Here is a 15,450-nt window from a genome sequence, read left to right as displayed (position 1 = left end):
GTTTCGGGCTAGAACACGACGACTGAACGGATGGATTTGCCCTCGTGCATGAGGTCAAAGCCCTTGTTGATCTCCTCGAGCTTGAGCACGTGGGTGATCATCGGATCGATCTGGATCTTTCCGTTCATGTACCAGTCGACGATCTTCGGCACGTCGGTGCGGCCGCGCGCGCCTCCGAACGCCGTGCCGCGCCAGTTGCGTCCGGTGACGAGCTGGAACGGGCGGGTCGAGATCTCCTTGCCGGCTTCGGCGACGCCGATGATGATCGAGGTGCCCCAGCCGCGGTGGCAGGCTTCCAACGCCTGCCGCATCACCGTGGTGTTGCCGGTGCAGTCGAAGGTGTAGTCGGCCCCGCCGTCAGTGAGGCCGACGAGGTGCTGGACGATGTCGCCGGTCACCTTCTTCGGGTTGACGAAGTGGGTCATGCCGAACCGCTTGCCCCACTCCTCCTTGGAGTCGTTGATGTCGACCCCGATGATCTTGTCGGCGCCGGCCATCTTGGCGCCCTGGATCACGTTGAGGCCGATGCCGCCGAGACCGAACACGACCACGTTGGCGCCCGGCTCGACTTTCGCGGTGTTCACGACGGCGCCGACGCCGGTAGTGACGCCGCAGCCGATGTAGCAGCTCTTGTCGAACGGGGCGTCCTCGCGGATCTTGGCGACCGCGATCTCGGGCAGCACGGTGAAGTTCGAGAACGTCGAGCAGCCCATATAGTGGTAGATCGGCTTGCCCTTGTAGGAGAAACGGCTGGTGCCGTCGGGCATCACGCCCTTGCCCTGCGTCGCGCGGATCGCGGTGCAGAGATTGGTCTTCTGGCTGAGGCAGCTTTTGCACTGCCGGCATTCCGGCGTGTAGAGCGGAATGACGTGATCGCCCGGCTTCACCGAGGTCACGCCAGGGCCGATCTCGCGGATGATGCCCGCGCCCTCATGCCCCAGGATCGACGGGAAGATTCCCTCGCTGTCGAAGCCGTCGAGCGTATAGGCGTCGGTATGGCAGATGCCCGTCGCCTTGATCTCGACCAGGACCTCGCCGGTCTTCGGGCCTTCCAGGTCGACCTCGACGATCTCGAGCGGCTTCTTGGCTTCGAAAGCGACGGCGGCACGTGTCTTCATCGGTAGCTCCTCAAATTCTCATAAGACGCCAGGAAGTGGTCTTGGCAGTCCTCGTAGCGTTCACTTCTTGCCCATACAGGCGTCTTCCGCCTTGGTGTAGGCCTCTGTCTTCTCCTCCTTCTTGGAAGGACGCTGCCGGCCCCATGCTTCGGTGGAGCGGGCGCGGAGATAGACGTAGAGATCGTCCATGTAGCAGGCGACATTCGGATTGTCGCCGAAGGCCGGCATGACGTTCTCCTGTGCGGTCGAGACGTTCTTGCGACCGGAGGCCACCACGCCGAGGAAGTCGCCGTAACTCATCGTCTTGACGGAATCCTTGAGCGCGGGCGCGTAGGTGGAGCCCATGCCGTCAGGCCCATGGCAGACGTGGCAGTCGGAGTGATAGCGGCGGTATCCGGAATAGGTGAACCAGTCCACGGTGCCGTCGGCCGAAATCTTGTAGGTCGGTATTCCCTCTTTATCGAGCCACTTGCCGTCGTCTTCCTTCTTCACCGCGGCCGGATCGCCCGGACCGTCCGCGACCGCAATTCCTCCGGACGCAACCAAGATCATCGCAGCAATGACAGAGCAGATTCTACGCAAGAGATTATCCTCGAAGGAGCCCGGGGGGAGACGAGCCGGCGCGTGGAGCTGATCCACGCGCCGGAGCGATGCTGATGGGCCTAGTTCGGCAGCGCGAACACGGTCAGCGTACCGCCGAGTGCCGTGTAGTTGCTGAGGGCCGCGTAGCCGCCGACTGCGCCGAGACCTGCGGTCGGATCGGTGAGACCTGCCGCCAGACCGATGCCGGCCCAGCCGCCGACGCCGGAGAGCACTGCGACATATTGCTTGCCGCCGTTCTCATAGGTGGTCACGTTGCCGATGATGCCGGAGGGAGTCTTGAACTTGTAGAGCTCCTTGCCGGTCTTGGCGTCGACCGCCTTCAGGTAGCCTTCGAGCGTGCCGTAGAACACCACGCCGCCAGCGGTTGCGAGCGCACCCGACCAGACCGAGAACTGCTCCTTGTTCGACCAGACGATCTTGCCGGTCTTGTTGTCCCAGGCGATGAAGTTGCCCATGTGGGTTTCACCCGGGGGCGGGTACATCGAGAGCGTCGCGCCCACATAGGGCTGGCCCGCGGTGTAGCTCACCTTGAACGGCTCGTAGTCCATGCAGACGTGGTTGGTCGGAACGTAGAACAGCTGCGTGTCCGGCGAGTAGGCCGCCGGCTGCTCGTCCTTGGTGCCGAGCGCGGCCGGGCAGATGCCCTTCGTGTTCTTGTCCTCTCCGCCCGCTTCCGTCGAATACTGGGTGACCACCTTCGGACGGCCGTAGGTCGGGGAGTTCTTGTCCATGTCGACGCCGGAGGTCCAGTTCACCTTCGGATCGTACTTTTCGGCGACCAGCAGTTCGCCGGTCACACGGTCCATGGTGTAGGCGAGGCCGTTGCGGTCGAAATGCGTCAGCAGCTTACGCGGCTGGCCATTGATCGGCTGATCCGAGAGGATCATCTCGTTGACGCCATCATAGTCCCATTCGTCATGGGGCGTCATCTGGTAGACCCACTTGGCGACGCCGGTATCGGCGTTGCGAGCCCAGACGGTCATCGACCATTTGTTGTCACCGGGACGCTGCTTCGGGTTCCAGGTCGAGGGATTGCCCGAGCCGTAATAGATCAGGTTCAGCTCGGGATCGTAGGAGATCCAGCCCCAGGTGGCGCCGCCGCCGATCTTCCACTGATCGCCTTGCCAGGTCTTGAGGCTCGAGTCCTTGCCGACGGGCTTACCGAGCGCGGTGGTCTTCTCGGGGTCGACCAGGATCTGGTCGTCCGGGCCTTCCGAATATCCGCGCCAGACCAGCTTGCCGGTCTTGATGTCGTAGGCGGTCATGTGGGCCTGAACGCCGAACTCGCCGCCGGAGATGCCGACCATCACCTTGTCTTTCACGACCAACGGTGCCGATGTGCCGGTCTCGCCCTTGCCGGGATCGCCGTTCTTGACGCTCCATGCGACCTGACCGCTCTTGGCATCGAGCGCGACGAGCGTGGTATCGGCCTGATGCAGGAAGATCTTGCCGTCGCCGTAGGCCACGCCACGATTGACCGTGTCGCAGCACATCACGGGAATCACGTTCGGATCCTGCTTCGGCTCGTACTTCCAGATGATCTTGTTCTCCTGCGAAAGGTCAATGGCGTAGACCTTGTTCGGGAACGGGGTATGGACGTACATGATGTTGCCGATGATCAGCGGGCCGCCTTCGTGGCCGCGCAGCACGCCGGTGGAGAAGGTCCAGGCCACCTGGAGCTTGCCCACGTTCTGTGCGTTGATCTGATTGAGCTTGGAGTATCGAGTGTTGGCGTAGTCGCCGGCCGGCATTACCCAGTCTTTCGGGTTCTGCGACATCTTCATCAGCTCGTCATTGGCTGAGGCGCTCCCGACGGCGAGAGCCGCCGCGGAGCCAAGAAAGGTCGCCAGTAGCACCTTGCGCATAGTCATTCCTCCGTTGGTCTCGTTATTTTTCCGAAGCAATATTGATTCACCGGACGTCTCGTCCGGCGTCTGCTCGTGCAGGGCGGTCACGATCGGGACCAGAAACGATGCTGTGCTGTTTCCTCCTCCTGATGAGAGCCACGGGTCCACGTGCAGGAGCGGCCCGTTCTTGTTGTTCCTGCCGCAATCCCTAACGACTTCGCCATCGGGAAACTTGCCCAAGAGAGAACCCGGTTTGCTCGACAGCGCACGGAGGAAAAGATTTTGATTTTGCAGTAGCGAATTCAGCGGCTTCCGCGCGGCATGGAGGCGCTTTCAACGCTCAGGTTCCCCTTGACGGCGGTGCAACTAAGGCGGAGGATTAACTTTCAAGGGTGGCAATGGAACGATGGCGCTCGTGCCAAGAGACCGCTCAAATTCGAGGTAAACGTCACGCAATCATGGCTGAGGGCTTCAGCAAGCACTGGTCGCGATTCGCGTTCGAATCTCCGGATCAAAACAGTGGCTGGATTAATGTCCGACACCATTCACACGCTCTCGACGACCGGTATGACGCCGAAGCGCCAGATCCAGAGCTGGATCGACGGGCTGACGAGCCTGTGTGGGCATTTCGACGTCGATCCGCTGGAGGCGTCCTCGCTCGAAGGCCGCATCGACTACACGAGCGTCTCGCGCCTGAAGCTCTGCCAGATCGAGGTGAGCCAGCATCGCATCGCGCATACGCTGGCGCGCGCCAAGGCCAATGAGCACCCCTACATCAAGATTCACTTCCAGACCTACGGCGTGTCTTACTTCGAGCAGGAAGGCCGCCACATCGAGATCAACCCCGGCGATATCATCGCCTATGACGTCTCCTGCCCGCATTCGATCATCAGCCCGGCCTTCACCCGTCACGACGTGGTGATCGTGCCGAAGGCGCTGCTGCGCGACCGCGGGTTCCCCTCGCAGCGGATGCCGGCGTGCAAGTTGTCGGCGAAGACGGGCACGGGGCGGATCGCCCACGATTTCGTCCATGCGACCTTCGACGAGGCGGCCAAGCTGTCGGCGAACAGCGCGGTCGGCGTTGCCGATTCGCTGATCGACCTGCTGCTGCTGCCGCTGCGCGAAGCCGACACGATGTTCGACCGGGTCGGGCCCGAAGCGATGTATGTGCGCGCGCAGTTCTTCATCCGCGAGCATCTGCGCGATCCGGATCTGTGCATCGACCAGATTTCCGCCGAGCTCGGCTGCTCCAAGCGCTATCTGCACATGCTGTTCTCGGAGCGCGGCACCACGGTGAGCGACTACATCTGGCAGGCACGGTTGCAGAACTGCCGCCAGGAACTCGAGGCTCACGCCGGCAAGACCATCACCGACGTCGCGTTCTCATGGGGCTTCTCCAGCTCGTCGCATTTCAGCCGCGTGTTCCGGAAATATTTCGGGGTTGTGCCGTCCTCGATCCACAAGGCACAGCAGAGCGCGGCGAACTCGAACGAGCATTAGGCTGGCGCACTGCGGCCGAGGCGTCGACAGTGGCCTGTCACGCGACGACGGCCGCGATGTCTTTCAGACCGACGCGGCCATGTAGGGAATGCTGGCCACGAGAACGACCAGCAGCACTGCGTTTCCGAGCATCCCGCTCCAGTGCAGCCGGCGCAGCCGACGCGGGGCTTCAGCATCACCGGCGTCCCTCGCGCTGAGCTGGTCGTCCATCCGCCGCATGAACCAGGAGCGCCCCAAGATCGCCATGGCTGCAATCAAGCCAACACCCATTGCGGCCATCAGGCGCTCCTCGAGCAACAAAGCCACCGTCCCGATGACGCCGGCGACGCGCATCACCAGGAAATGGGCGTTGAACATGCCGCGCAACAGCTGTGCGACGGGCTGGATATCGAGCCTGACCAGCAGAAAGGCGGGCGAGGCCAGCGTGAAATAGCTCATCGGAAAGAGCAGGATGATCATAACGGCGACGGCGACAGCATCCGGTGTCATGCGTTCGGCCCTTGTTGTCCGCAGAGGCGCGCAATCACAGCGGCAGAATGCGCGCCGGGCACTGGACTTTGGTCGAGCCCCCGGGGCCGCGACAGGCCGACCGGCGCCTGCCCGGACTCAGGCCGGCTCGAGGCCGAGGGACTTCGCACTCTCGATCCAGATCGGCAATTCGCGTTGATAGAGTTCGTTGGTCTCCTTGAAGCCGATGGCAGGCTCGAGCACGAAGGTGGTAAGAACCTCCTTCACTTTCGGGTCCTTGTTGGCCGCGACGCAGAGCTCCGCCAGACGGTCGACGACGGCCTGCGGCGTCGCCTTGGGCACGGCCCAGCCGGTGAAGCCGCTCACGGTGAAGAATTTCGACGTCGCGCCCTGCTCCGGGAGGGTCTTGACGGCCGGAATTGCGTCGACCTTCTTCGAATGCACCGCGAACACGGTGCCGCGGTCGCTTTGCAGGACCGACTGGGCTGCCGTGTAGCTTCCCATCGCGACATCGAGCGTGCCTTCGAGCATCCCGGTCCACATCGGGGCCTCGCCGCGGTAATGGATCGGCTCGATGTTGAGACCGTACTGCTTGTTGAGCTCGTTGATCGTCATGTGCGGGGCCGAGCCCGCGCTGTAGGTGCCGAAGTTCACCTTGCCGCTCTTGCGCGCGAAGGCGACGAAATCCTCCAGCGTCTTGACCCCGGTCTTCGGGTTGGCCACCAGCAACAGGCCGGCGCCCGGAATGACGCTGACGAGGGTCAGATCCTTGTCCATGTCGTAGCCGGGATTCTTCATCACCACCCGGTTCATGATGTAGGTGGTCGAGATCGAGCACAGGATGGTGTGGCCGTCGGGCTCGGCGCGGGCGACCTCCGCCGTGCCGATCGCGCCCGAAGCGCCGGGCTTGTTCTCGACGACCACGGTCTTGCCGACCTGCTTGGAGATGAATTCGCCGTAGGCGCGCGCGAGCAGATCGGTCTGCCCGCCGGCGGGATAGCTGCAGATCATGCGAATCTGCCGCGACGGCCAAGGGCCTTGTGATGCAGCCTGCGCCGAGGCGCCGCGCGAGACGAACGGCATCGCGAATGCGCCGGCCCCAGTGGCGATGAAGTGGCGGCGATCGATTTTCTTGGACATGATTCTCTCCCGGTTCCGGGCAGGGTACTGCACCAGGCTGGCGCTGCCACGGGCGTCAGGCGAGACAGATTGGCGCATTCCGTCGGGCAGAGGCGAGGCATGGCGAGCGCGGCGTTGGTGGCCCGGACGCAGCGTCGCGCTGCCAGCAGGCCGAGCCTCTCCGGTTACCGCTGGATGATCTTGGTCCAGACGTCGCCCAGAATGGCGGGCTCGCGCGGCGGTAGATAGCTCAGGCCGGCCTGCCTGCCGAATTCGGCGATTCTGCCCTCGGCGGCGAGGGCGCTCAGCGCCTTGTTGACGGCCTCGATCAGCGCGCCATCGCTGGCAAGCCCGACATAGCCGCGATTGGCGCCGATCGGATAGTAATAGCCGGACGCCGTGAGCGCCGTGTCGGGGTGCGCGGCGCGGTGGGCGTCGAAGCGCGCAAGGTCGATCAGCGTCGCGTCATGGTCGCCGCGCTGCAGCGCGCCGAGGAGATCGTCGCGGCCGGGCACGAGATGGGTGATGCTGTCGATCAGCCGCCCCTTGTCGAAGGTCATCAGGATGGCGTCGCCGAGCGAGCCGCTTTCGACGACCAGGCGAAGCCCGGCGAGATCGCCGATGTCGCCGATCTTGCGGCCGCTCGCCTTCGGCCCGAGCACCACCGTCATCGGCGAATAGACGTAAGGCTGGCTCGGCGCGAGCACGCCGACGGCGACGCGGCGCCGTCGGTCGTCGCGCGTGGCCCCGGCGAAGCCCGGCAAGCGCGCCGTCTTCATTCCGGGGGCAACCAGCGAATCCTGGGTCAACGCGTAACCGCCGACCAGCGAGCAGCGCCCATCCGAGAGCAGCGCGTTGGCTTCGAGCTGCGGACTCGAATCCTCGTCCAGCTTGCTCTCGAACCACTGGATCGCCAGCTTCCGTCCGAGCCGCTCGGCCACCGCCTGCGCCAGCAGCACGTCGAAGCCGGCATCCGGCTTGCCGCGGCGATGCAGCGAGAGCGGCGGTCGGTCCTCGTCGAGACAGATCCTCAGGGGATCGTCGGCCGCAAGCGCGACCGACGCCATCGTCGAAAGCAGCGCAGCAACGCTCCATGCAACGGCCCGGCTCCTCATGGCTTTCTCCGGCTGGAGACGAACGCCCAGAGATTCCCGATCTCGTCGTCGGAGAGGATGTCGCCCCAAGGCGGCATCTTGTTGTTCTTGCCGTTCTTCACCGTGGTGACGAAGCGCGTCTTGTCGTCGGGAATGGCGCGCAGGTCCGGCGTGATGGTGCCGGAGTTCATCAGGTTGGGGCCGTGGCAGTGCGAGCATTTCGAGGCATAGGTCGACTTGCCGTGGTCGATCTGAGCCTGCAGTGGATTGCCGTTCGCGTCGTCCGCGGCACGGACGGTCGCCGCAAGCGCGACCGTCAGCACCGCGACGGTGGCGAGGCTCGCCACCGTCTTGTGAAGCATTTCTCTCAGCATCGTGCCTTTGTTTATTGCTTGACCGCGAAGACCCACAGCGAGCCGCCGGGCGGCACCTTGGCAAGCCGCTCGTCACCGGAGAACAGCGAGTAGACGCCGCCGTAGCCGCTGGTCACCGCGACATATTGCACGCCATCCTGCTGCCAGGTGACCGGCTGTCCCTCGATGCCGGACCCGGTCTGGAACTGCCAGAGCTTCTTGCCAGTGTCGGCGTCGAAGGCCTCGAACTCGCCGGTCAGGGCGCCCGAGAACACGACGCCGCCCGCGGTCGACAGCACGCCCGAGAAGCGCGGAATGTCGCTCGGCGCTTCCCATTTCGACTTGCCGGTCATGGGGTCGATGGCCTTGAGGTGACCGCGCGGTCCGTCCCCGAACTCCCAGGGATCGCTCAGGTCCATGCCGAGATACCATTCACCCTGCTTGAAGGTGACGGGCTCGGCCTTGTACTTGCCGCCGAAGTTCAGCGTGTTGGCGTAGGCAAGGCCGGTCTGCGGATTGAACGACATCGGCTCCCAGTTCTTGCCGCCGAGGATCGACGGATAGACCGTCACCTTCTTGCCCTCGCGCGCATCCTTGGCGACGTCGGTTTCGATCGGACGGCCCGTCTTCATGTCGATGCCGGTCGCCCAGTTCACCTTCACGTAAGGATTGGCCGCGAGCAGCTTGCCGTTGGTGCGGTCGAGCACGTAGAAGAAGCCATTGCGGTTGGCATTCATCAGCACCTTGGCCGGCTTGCCCTCGACGTTCATGTCGGCGAGTACCATCTCGGCGACCGCGTCGTAGTCGAACGGATTGTTCGGCGAGAACTGGTAGTGCCACTTGATCTTGCCGGTCTTGGGATCCATCGCCAGCACGGAGCAGGTATAAAGATTGTCGCCCGGCCGTACCGCCGCGTTGAACGGGCCGGGATTGCCGGTGCCCCAATAGACAGTCTTCAGCTCGGGATCGTATGAGCCCGTAATCCAGGTCGAGCCGCCGCCGAGCTTCCAGGTGTCGCCTTTCCAGGTGTCGCCGCCGGGCTCGTCTGGCGAAGGAATCGAGTGAGTGCGCCAGAGATGCTTGCCGGTTGCCGGGTCCCATCCATCGATGAAGCCGCGCGTGCCGAACTCGGCGCCTGAGACGCCCGTGATGACGACACCCTCGGCGACCAGCGGGGCGATGGTCATCGAATAGCCTTCCTTGATGTCGGCCGCCTTCTGCCGCCACAGCTCCTTGCCGTTCTTGGCGTCGATGGCGACCACGTGGGCATCGAGCGTCGTACGGAACAACTTGCCCTCGTGAATCGCGACGCCGCGGTTGATGATGCCGCAGCAGACGATGCGGGGCGTTTCGGCCGGATATTCGATCTTGCTCTTCCAGATCTGCTTGCCGCTCTTGGCATCGACCGCCATGGTGGCGTTGTGCGTGGTCACGTAGATGACGCCCTGATAGACGATGGGCTGGGATTCCTCGCTACGATCGTCGTTGAAGCTGTAATTCCAGATCGGGACGAGGTTCTTGACCGTATCCTTGTTGATCTGGTTCAGCGTCGAGAAGCGCTGAAGATGGTAGCCCATCCCGTAATTGAGAACATTCGATGTGTCGGTCGCGCCCTTGACCAACTGCTCGGTGGTCTGTGCACTTGCACACGTCGACGCAAGCACGACGAGGCCCGCGGCCATCGCAAAGCGTTTCATCCGTTCCTCCCAATATGCGCGCCTTTTGACGCTGCAAGTACAAATCTCCGCCCGAATGCAAAACTCGTCAATACGAAAGTCGTAAGTGTGGTGCCGATTATCTTTGGACGCCCGCGCCGGCACTTCATGGAAGCCGGTCGACTTGTGCAGACACGCTGGGAAAATTCCGCGCCACGAAGCGGCTCCGATCCAGGATGGTCTGGCCGAGCCGCAGGGTTTCCGTGAGTTGTAGCGCGCACAAGTTGTAATTCAGGACTTGAACCGGACCCGCTCGCGGACTTATCTCGTTGCTGGCCCGTCCCGCACCGGGGCTCTTGGTCTGGAGGTCTTGATGATTTCGCGTCTCTCAGTTGCACTTGCGCTCTCGCTTGCATTGTTGTCCGGTCCGGCGTGGTCGGCCTCCGGCAATGCGGTCAAATTGTTCGATAGCGACAACGACGGCACGCTCGATCTGGCGGAGGTCAAGAAGGTGGCGGCCGGATTGTTCGCAAAGCTCGATCCGGATCGCGACGGCACGCTCGATGCCCGCGAATTGCGCGGACGGTTGACGGCGAAACAACTCGCCGCTGCCGATCCCGACCGCGACGGGACACTGACGCTCGACGAATACCTGTCCGTGGTCGAGCAGCGCTTCAATGCGGCCAATCCCGATAAGGATGGAACGCTGGATGCGAAAGAGCTGAACTCGCGCGCCGGCCGTGCGCTCTTGCGATTGATGCGCTGAGCGGGCAATCGGAACAACGTGACGAAGGCGGCTTTTGCGAGCCGGCACTGGGAACATCAGGCAGCTCGGTCTGTTCTCTCCGCGATATCCCGCCCGGCGCCGGGGCCGCGCGGCGGGAGAAGAGGAGATGCAGATGACCACGAAACGTACCGTTCTTGCCGCCTGCGCGATCCTGACCTTGAGCGCCGGACTCGCCGTCGCCGGACCGTGCAACACGGGCAGTGCCAGCACCAATAAGGATGCCGGCTCTGGTCCGGTCACCGTTGGCGCAGCGCAATCGCACTCGTCCGGTTCAGCCGGCGATTCCAGCCAGCACCCGCCGACCAGCACGATGAATCGTGCAAGCGGCGAAACGCCGGCTTCGTCCGAAGATGCGCAGCGGCAAATGCAGAGCGAGCCGACGGCAGCTCAGCGGGCCGACGGCGCCAAGCCGAGCGGCTCGGCAATGGCCGGCAAAGACTGCTGACGGCGCGGTGTCGTTCGTGTCGATTCGACGCGCGGTGCGTCGCACAGCCGGCGTCTCCGCAGGTCGTGCTTGACCAAGAGCGAACTGGCTTTGTCCGAGAGAGAAATGCAGCCGCGAAGAATCGACACAGACGCGCTCGGCAGACGAATCGAGGCTTGAACTGCATCTGGCGCAGCCCTAGGTTTTGCGCCGCGCGATGTCGCGCTCAATACCTTGGGAGACCCCGAATGGCTTGGAAAGCTCCGAAGATCGTGGAAGTGCCGGTCGGCATGGAAATCAACATGTACGCCTGCGCTTCGCGCAAGTAAGACTGACGACCTGCCGCGGCTTCGATGGCAAACGCCGTCGAAGCCGTGGTAGTGTCGGAAATGCGCGCGAGAGCCAACAGCTTCTGGACGATTGCTGCCTGCGCGGTCGTGCTCCTGCCGGTATGCGTCCGCGCCGAGGATGGCTTCGATACCGAGCACATCTTCGGTTTCATGATCGGCACCGATATCGGCAATCCCGGCGAGCGCGAATTCCAGAGCCAGACGACGGGGCGCTTCGGCAAGGGCGGCGGTAGATATCGCGCCCTCGAGCACGAATTCGAGATCGAAGTCGTGCCGCTACCGAACCTCCGCATCGAGGTCGGCGGCACCGCGAGCTTGCACGACATCACCGGCGTTCCCGATATCGACGACCGCCGCCAATTCAATTTCCAGGGCGCCTCGCTCGATCTGCGCTACCGTCTGCTCGACCGCGCGCGTGCGCCGTTCGGCCTCACCATCGCCGGAGAGCTCCATGGCGACCGGATCGACGAGACCAGCGGCGCGAAAGGGCGGATGTACGGCACGGAATTCACGCTGGCGTTCGACCGCGAGCTCGTTCCCAACTTCGCCATCGGCGCTCTCAACCTGATCTATCAGCCGGAATGGGCGCGCTTCGAGGTGGCGGGCGTGTCCGAGAAGAGCTCGACGATCGGGGCGGCGTTGGCTGGCTTGGTGCGTGTGCGGCCCAATGTGCTGCTCGGCGGGGAGCTGCGCTACTTCCGGCAATATGACGGCATCGGCCTTGGCGAGCTTTCGGGCCAGGTCCTGTTCGTCGGCCCGACCGCTTATTTCCAATTGTCCAACCGCTCACGCCTGACCATGAGCTGGAGCATGCAGGCCTGGGGACGCCCGGCCGGCTCGGGCGGAAATCTCGACCTCGTCAATTTCGAGCGCCATCAGGCCCGGATGGTGTTCGGGGTGAACTTCTAGAAGGAGGGCCTCATGGCCGGGACAGCCCGGTCAGGCGATGTGGCGGCGTTTTGCGTTGCGCCAGCAGCGAACCGACCGGGCCAGTTCCAGCTCATTCCCCCGCCAAATTGAAACTTACCCCTCCATCGAGCGTAGCTCTTTGTGCTAATCTTGATCGCCCTTGCGAGAGGATCCCGGCATGAACCCGATTGACCTGGTGGTGACTGTGTGTGCGGTACTCTCGCCGGCGACCTGCGAGGAGCAGCATCTGTTGTTCAACTATAGTGGGTCGCCGCAGCAATGCGCGATGGCGGCGCCGCCCTATATCGCGCAATGGGTCGGTGAGCATCCGAAGTGGCAGGCGGTGCGGTGGCGCTGCGAATATCCGCACCCGAACGACAAGGCGTGAGCCGCGGGCGTTGATCGGGGCGAGTGACGGGCAGTAGCCCATCATCCTGGAGAGCCGCGCAGCAGCGTCTCGAAGGATCGAGGCCGAGGTGCATCAGCCGGGCTTCATGGTTCGAGACGCGCTTCGCGCTCCTCACCGTGAAGGGGGTAGCTATTTGGTGCAGTCCTTCAAATCCTTGTCGGCGATCGAGAACACTGCGTCGGCCCTGATCTCGATGTCGCGGACCACACATTGGCGTCCGTTGGGATAGCCGACCTTGGCATCGTAGCGGCCGGGCTCGACGCCGGTGATGCGCAGCCGCTCGTCGTGATCGACCTCCTTGTCCTTGTCGTTCAGGCACTGGTTCGGACCCCAGTCGGTCTTGCCGGCCGGCGCGAGCTGGAAACCGGAGATCGTCTCCGTCGTCAGGTTCCAGAGCCTTACGCCCTTGCCCTTGGTCTGCGCGGCGGCGTCGCCGGCAAGCGTCGACAACGCGATCAATGCCAGTACCCAACGCATCAAGCAGTCCTCCCACAGGCGCGCCGTCATTCCCTGATCAGGCGTTCGCGGTTCTTTGCCTTGTCGAAATTTTTGGCGCGGTCAAGGCCGTTCGGCGCGATCAGCTTCGCCGAGGCGAGATCGGCGCCGTCGAAATCGGCGTCGATGACGATGGCGCCGGTCAGATCGGCCCCGCCGAGTTGGGCGTTTTTCAGCGATGCGCCGCTCAGGTCGGCGCCCCTGAGGATCGCGAATTCAAGGTCGACGCGTGACAAATCGGCGTTGCGCGCGTTCAGCCGTTCCATATTGGCGGATCTCAGCACCGCGCGCATCAGCCCCATCGACTGGTTGCGCATGTCGGCACCGAGATGCGCATCCGCGATCGACGTGCCGACCATGCTCGCGCCGGTGAGATCGGCCGTGATGCGCGCACCAGTCAGATCGGCGCCGTCGAGGCGAGCACGTGCCATCTGTGACGCGAACAAACTGGCGCCCTTCAGACTCGCGCCCGTGAGATCTGCCTCCAGCAGCCACGCCTGATCGAGGATCGCCCCATCGAGCCGGGCACCGGCGAGTTTCGTCTTGTTGAGCCGTGCCGTACGGAGAATTGCGTTGGCGAGGTTGAGACCACTGAGATCGAGCCCCGATAACCGCTTGCCGGTCAGATCGGCGGGGGCGCCGGCGCTGGCTTTGGCCAGCGCGGCCTCGACCTCCTGCCGGCTCATCTCGGCGGAGACCATGGCGGGTGACGTCAGATCGAGATCGCGCATCATGTCCTGCGCACGCGTCGTCGTCGCGAGCAGCGCAAGGCCAAGTGCCGTCAGGGCGATCCTTCGCTTCATCAGCAGACTCCGCTGCGACCCAATTTAGCACGGGCCTCGTGCGGTTGCCTATGAGACATCCCGCCCGGCGTGAACGTCGCCTTGTTCCGACTGGATGCGCCGTGCAAGCTCGGTCCTGATCGCCGCAATCTCGGCTTCGCTGCGCGCGGCGCGCGGGATGGCGATCGGAAGCTCCTGTACGATCCGCGCGGGGCGTGGCGACAAGACCAACAGGCGGTCGCCGAGCCGGATCGCATCGTCGAGACTATGGGTCACGAGCAGCGTCATCACCGGACGCCGCGCCACCAGCATTGCGATCTCGTCGCGCAACCGGCCGGCGAGGGCGTCGTCGAGCGAGGCGAGGGGTTCGTCGAGCACCAGCAGGTCGGGCTCGACTGCGAAAGCGCGGGCGAGCGCGACGCGCCGGGCAAGGCCGAGCGACAACTCGCCGGGAAAGTGGCTGCGATGCGCCTCCAGCTCCAGAATCCTGAACAGCTCCGACAGCTTCGCCTCGGTCACATCGGGGGCGGCCAGCCGCACATTCTGCTCGACCGAGCGCCAAGGCAGCAGCCGGGGCTCCTGGAACACCATCCCGATCCGCGCCTGCGGCGGCCGCGCGATATGGCCCCTGAAATCGTCATCGAGCCCGAGGATGATGCGCAGCATCGTGCTCTTGCCGCAGCCGGACGGACCGATGAGCACGCCGACCTCGCCGGGGCAAAGCGCGAACTTGAGCGGCGCGAGCACCTCGTGGGTCCCGCCCGCGGCACTCGTGAACGTCTTGCCCGTGATGTCGACCTCAAGCCGCACGTGGTCGCCACCGTGTTGTGCGGGCTTCGAACGGCTGCACCAGCAAGGTTTCGATCACGAGCACGACCGCGGCGAATGTCAGCGAATAGGCCAGCAGCCGCGGCGTGTCGAACAGCTGGAAGGCGACGCCGATCTCGAAACCGACGCCGTTCGGACGGCCGAGCAGTTCGGCGACCAGCACGATCTTCCACACCAGCGACAGTCCGGAGCGGGCGGCGGCCGCGATATAGGGCGCAAGCTGCGGCAGCACGACATGGCGGAATGCGCGCCAGCGCGGCATCGCGAAAACGCTCGCCATCTCGTCGAGCGAGCTGTCGAGCGCGCGGGTGCCCTCGCGCAAGGTGACGACGGCGGTCGGCAGCTTGTTGATGGCGATCGCCGCGATCGCGGCGGTCTCGGTCAGGCCGGCCCAGATATAGGCCAGCACGATCACGACCAGTGCGGGCAGGTTGAGCAGCAGGATCAGCCAGGGATCGCCGAGCCGGTCGGCGAGCCTGACCCGTCCCATCAGGTAACCGATGGCGCTGCCGAGCGACATCGCCAGCACGAAGGCGAGCGCGACGCGCGCCAGCGTGGCGCCGAGATGCAGGAACAGCGCTCCGGATGAGGCTTCCGCAATCATCACCTCGAGCACTGCCGGCGGGGACGGCAGCTTGGCGCCGCCGACGAACAGCGCGGCAATCCACCAGGTCGCGAGGAGCAGGGCGAAGGAGAGAAGACGCAGCAC

18 protein-coding genes are annotated in these 15,450 nt (G+C 64.1%); 6 read left to right on the top strand and 12 right to left on the bottom strand.

What is annotated here, in order from left to right:
* Window positions 1–8: 8 nt before the first annotated feature.
* The 3 genes from WI560_RS23475 to xoxF5 all read right to left on the bottom strand — a co-directional run bounded on the left by WI560_RS23475 (window position 9) and on the right by xoxF5 (window position 3,586).
* Complete coding sequence (locus tag WI560_RS23475; RefSeq protein ID WP_257175810.1) at window positions 9–1,118, bottom strand: S-(hydroxymethyl)glutathione dehydrogenase/class III alcohol dehydrogenase; 1,110 nt, start codon at window positions 1,116–1,118, stop codon at window positions 9–11.
* A 60-nt stretch (window positions 1,119–1,178) separates the two neighbouring features.
* Window positions 1,179–1,670, bottom strand: coding sequence for a c-type cytochrome, methanol metabolism-related (locus tag WI560_RS23470; protein ID WP_375308892.1), 492 nt, complete (start codon window positions 1,668–1,670; stop codon window positions 1,179–1,181).
* Window positions 1,671–1,780: 110 nt separating this feature from the next.
* Window positions 1,781–3,586: a lanthanide-dependent methanol dehydrogenase XoxF5 gene (gene xoxF5 / locus WI560_RS23465; protein WP_375308891.1), complete on the bottom strand. Its 1,806-nt coding sequence runs from the start codon at window positions 3,584–3,586 to the stop codon at window positions 1,781–1,783.
* Between the two features lie 513 nt (window positions 3,587–4,099).
* On the opposite strand from xoxF5, the gene WI560_RS23460 reads away from it, so the two are divergent.
* Window positions 4,100–5,068, top strand: coding sequence for a helix-turn-helix domain-containing protein (locus tag WI560_RS23460; RefSeq protein WP_126255566.1), 969 nt, complete (start codon window positions 4,100–4,102; stop codon window positions 5,066–5,068).
* Window positions 5,069–5,131: 63 nt separating this feature from the next.
* Here WI560_RS23460 and WI560_RS23455 read toward each other — a convergent pair whose 3' ends face one another.
* The 5 genes from WI560_RS23455 to WI560_RS23435 all read right to left on the bottom strand — a co-directional run bounded on the left by WI560_RS23455 (window position 5,132) and on the right by WI560_RS23435 (window position 9,799).
* Window positions 5,132–5,557, bottom strand: coding sequence for a hypothetical protein (locus tag WI560_RS23455; protein ID WP_375305052.1), 426 nt, complete (start codon window positions 5,555–5,557; stop codon window positions 5,132–5,134).
* 117 nt (window positions 5,558–5,674) lie between these two features.
* Entirely contained in the window at window positions 5,675–6,676 is a 1,002-nt protein-coding gene (locus WI560_RS23450) for a Bug family tripartite tricarboxylate transporter substrate binding protein (protein WP_375305051.1), read from the bottom strand.
* Window positions 6,677–6,840: 164 nt separating this feature from the next.
* Window positions 6,841–7,770: a substrate-binding periplasmic protein gene (locus tag WI560_RS23445; RefSeq protein ID WP_375305050.1), complete on the bottom strand. Its 930-nt coding sequence runs from the start codon at window positions 7,768–7,770 to the stop codon at window positions 6,841–6,843.
* Entirely contained in the window at window positions 7,767–8,123 is a 357-nt protein-coding gene (locus tag WI560_RS23440) for a cytochrome c (RefSeq protein ID WP_028137796.1), read from the bottom strand. Before WI560_RS23440 ends, WI560_RS23445 begins: the two co-directional genes overlap by 4 nt.
* Before the next feature lie 11 nt (window positions 8,124–8,134).
* A complete protein-coding gene (locus tag WI560_RS23435) occupies window positions 8,135–9,799 on the bottom strand; it encodes a methanol/ethanol family PQQ-dependent dehydrogenase (RefSeq protein WP_375305049.1) in 1,665 nt (554 codons plus the stop codon).
* 331 nt (window positions 9,800–10,130) lie between these two features.
* Here WI560_RS23435 and WI560_RS23430 point away from each other — a divergent pair, with 331 nt between their 5' ends.
* From WI560_RS23430 to WI560_RS23410, 5 genes are all read left to right on the top strand, one after another.
* Complete coding sequence (locus WI560_RS23430) at window positions 10,131–10,523, top strand: calcium-binding protein (RefSeq protein ID WP_375305048.1); 393 nt, start codon at window positions 10,131–10,133, stop codon at window positions 10,521–10,523.
* A 127-nt stretch (window positions 10,524–10,650) separates the two neighbouring features.
* The gene (locus WI560_RS23425) at window positions 10,651–10,989 is read left to right on the top strand and encodes a hypothetical protein (protein ID WP_028137793.1); all 339 of its coding nucleotides are present in this window, start codon (window positions 10,651–10,653) and stop codon (window positions 10,987–10,989) included.
* Window positions 10,990–11,216: 227 nt separating this feature from the next.
* Window positions 11,217–11,297, top strand: coding sequence for a pyrroloquinoline quinone precursor peptide PqqA (gene pqqA / locus WI560_RS23420; RefSeq protein WP_008562446.1), 81 nt, complete (start codon window positions 11,217–11,219; stop codon window positions 11,295–11,297).
* Between the two features lie 24 nt (window positions 11,298–11,321).
* On the top strand, window positions 11,322–12,227 hold the full coding sequence (locus WI560_RS23415) for a hypothetical protein (RefSeq protein ID WP_375305047.1): 906 nt from the start codon (window positions 11,322–11,324) through the stop codon (window positions 12,225–12,227).
* Between the two features lie 178 nt (window positions 12,228–12,405).
* Window positions 12,406–12,615: a hypothetical protein gene (locus tag WI560_RS23410; RefSeq protein WP_375159305.1), complete on the top strand. Its 210-nt coding sequence runs from the start codon at window positions 12,406–12,408 to the stop codon at window positions 12,613–12,615.
* Between the two features lie 150 nt (window positions 12,616–12,765).
* Here the strand turns inward: WI560_RS23410 and WI560_RS23405 are convergent, their stop codons facing one another.
* From WI560_RS23405 to WI560_RS23390, 4 genes are read right to left on the bottom strand one after another with little or no spacing between them, the layout of a single operon-like run.
* Window positions 12,766–13,113 carry a hypothetical protein gene (locus WI560_RS23405; protein WP_375305046.1) on the bottom strand — a complete coding sequence of 116 codons (348 nt, stop codon included), beginning with the start codon at window positions 13,111–13,113 and terminating at the stop codon, window positions 12,766–12,768.
* Between the two features lie 26 nt (window positions 13,114–13,139).
* Window positions 13,140–13,934, bottom strand: a complete 795-nt coding sequence (locus WI560_RS23400) for a pentapeptide repeat-containing protein (protein ID WP_375305045.1) — start codon at window positions 13,932–13,934, stop codon at window positions 13,140–13,142.
* Window positions 13,935–13,982: 48 nt separating this feature from the next.
* A complete protein-coding gene (locus WI560_RS23395; RefSeq protein ID WP_375305044.1) occupies window positions 13,983–14,723 on the bottom strand; it encodes an ABC transporter ATP-binding protein in 741 nt (246 codons plus the stop codon).
* The gene (locus WI560_RS23390) at window positions 14,713–15,450 is read right to left on the bottom strand and encodes an ABC transporter permease (protein ID WP_375305043.1); all 738 of its coding nucleotides are present in this window, start codon (window positions 15,448–15,450) and stop codon (window positions 14,713–14,715) included. Before WI560_RS23390 ends, WI560_RS23395 begins: the two co-directional genes overlap by 11 nt.

The organism is Bradyrhizobium sp. A11 (assembly GCF_042077125.1).
GTDB lineage: Bacteria > Pseudomonadota > Alphaproteobacteria > Rhizobiales > Xanthobacteraceae > Bradyrhizobium > Bradyrhizobium japonicum_B.
The sequence above is the reverse complement of the archived record's forward strand: the minus strand, read 5'-3'. Positions and strand labels throughout refer to the sequence as shown.

Coding starts and splice junctions, on each gene's coding strand:
- WI560_RS23475 (WP_257175810.1), bottom strand. CDS start 1,118: ATGAAGACACGTGCCGCCGTCGCTTTCGAAGCCAAGAAGCCGCTCGAG.
- WI560_RS23470 (WP_375308892.1), bottom strand. CDS start 1,670: ATGATCTTGGTTGCGTCCGGAGGAATTGCGGTCGCGGACGGTCCGGGC.
- xoxF5 (WP_375308891.1), bottom strand. CDS start 3,586: ATGCGCAAGGTGCTACTGGCGACCTTTCTTGGCTCCGCGGCGGCTCTC.
- WI560_RS23460 (WP_126255566.1), top strand. CDS start 4,100: ATGTCCGACACCATTCACACGCTCTCGACGACCGGTATGACGCCGAAG.
- WI560_RS23455 (WP_375305052.1), bottom strand. CDS start 5,557: ATGACACCGGATGCTGTCGCCGTCGCCGTTATGATCATCCTGCTCTTT.
- WI560_RS23450 (WP_375305051.1), bottom strand. CDS start 6,676: ATGTCCAAGAAAATCGATCGCCGCCACTTCATCGCCACTGGGGCCGGC.
- WI560_RS23445 (WP_375305050.1), bottom strand. CDS start 7,770: ATGAGGAGCCGGGCCGTTGCATGGAGCGTTGCTGCGCTGCTTTCGACG.
- WI560_RS23440 (WP_028137796.1), bottom strand. CDS start 8,123: ATGCTGAGAGAAATGCTTCACAAGACGGTGGCGAGCCTCGCCACCGTC.
- WI560_RS23435 (WP_375305049.1), bottom strand. CDS start 9,799: ATGAAACGCTTTGCGATGGCCGCGGGCCTCGTCGTGCTTGCGTCGACG.
- WI560_RS23430 (WP_375305048.1), top strand. CDS start 10,131: ATGATTTCGCGTCTCTCAGTTGCACTTGCGCTCTCGCTTGCATTGTTG.
- WI560_RS23425 (WP_028137793.1), top strand. CDS start 10,651: ATGCAGATGACCACGAAACGTACCGTTCTTGCCGCCTGCGCGATCCTG.
- pqqA (WP_008562446.1), top strand. CDS start 11,217: ATGGCTTGGAAAGCTCCGAAGATCGTGGAAGTGCCGGTCGGCATGGAA.
- WI560_RS23415 (WP_375305047.1), top strand. CDS start 11,322: ATGGCAAACGCCGTCGAAGCCGTGGTAGTGTCGGAAATGCGCGCGAGA.
- WI560_RS23410 (WP_375159305.1), top strand. CDS start 12,406: ATGAACCCGATTGACCTGGTGGTGACTGTGTGTGCGGTACTCTCGCCG.
- WI560_RS23405 (WP_375305046.1), bottom strand. CDS start 13,113: ATGCGTTGGGTACTGGCATTGATCGCGTTGTCGACGCTTGCCGGCGAC.
- WI560_RS23400 (WP_375305045.1), bottom strand. CDS start 13,934: ATGAAGCGAAGGATCGCCCTGACGGCACTTGGCCTTGCGCTGCTCGCG.